Origin of the sequence: Klebsiella sp. CN_Kp104 (assembly GCF_040064515.1) — a bacterium.
GTDB classification, from domain to species: domain Bacteria; phylum Pseudomonadota; class Gammaproteobacteria; order Enterobacterales; family Enterobacteriaceae; genus Klebsiella; species Klebsiella aerogenes.
The window spans coordinates 1-836 of the sequence record NZ_JBEAII010000019.1; the positions used below are offsets into that span (position 1 = coordinate 1).

1 protein-coding gene is annotated in these 836 nt (G+C 62.0%); it reads left to right on the forward strand.

Annotated elements, in window-relative coordinates:
* Window positions 1-836: MFS transporter (locus ABLU80_RS13490; RefSeq protein ID WP_348850079.1), on the forward strand; the 836-nt coding region annotated here is incomplete at both ends.

The window sequence follows — 836 nt, forward strand, 5'->3', positions numbered from 1 at the left end:
ATCCGCGGCCTGGCCTATCCGCTGTTCCTCTATTCGTTTATCGTCGCCATTATCCATAACGTCCGCAGCGACAGCTCCAGCTCGGCCCTGGGCTGGTTCTGGGCGGTCTACTCCGTCGGCATCGGCGTGTTCGGCAGCTATATTCCGAGCTTCACCATTCCGCACATTGGCGAGATGGGCACCCTGTGGCTGGCGCTGGCGTTCTGTGTCACCGGCGGGCTGATTGCCCTGGCGGCGCTGCGCAACACCGAAACCCCGCGCCATATGCAGAATCTCACCACCCGCGAGAAGTTCTCCGAACTGGGGCGCGCGGTGACCCTTATCTACACCAACCGCAGCATTATGCTCTCCAGCATCGTGCGCATTATCAACACCCTGTCGCTGTTCGGCTTCGCGGTGGTCATGCCGATGATGTTTGTCGATGAGCTCGGCTTCACCACTTCCGAATGGCTGCAGGTGTGGGCGGCGTTCTTCTTCACCACCATCTTCTCCAACGTCTTCTGGGGGATTGTGGCGGAGAAACTGGGCTGGATGAAAGTGGTGCGCTGGTTCGGCTGCATCGGCATGGCGCTGTCGAGCCTGGCGTTTTACTACCTGCCGCAGCACTTCGGCCATAACTTCGCCATGGCGCTGGTGCCGGCCATCGCGCTGGGGATTTTTGTCGCGGCGTTCGTGCCGATGGCGGCGGTGTTCCCGGCGCTGGAGCCAGAGCATAAAGGGGCGGCGATTTCGGTCTACAACCTGTCGGCCGGGCTGTCGAACTTCCTGGCGCCGGCGATTGCGGTGGTGCTGCTGCCGCACTTCAGCACCATCGGCGTGGTGGTGGCCTATACCGC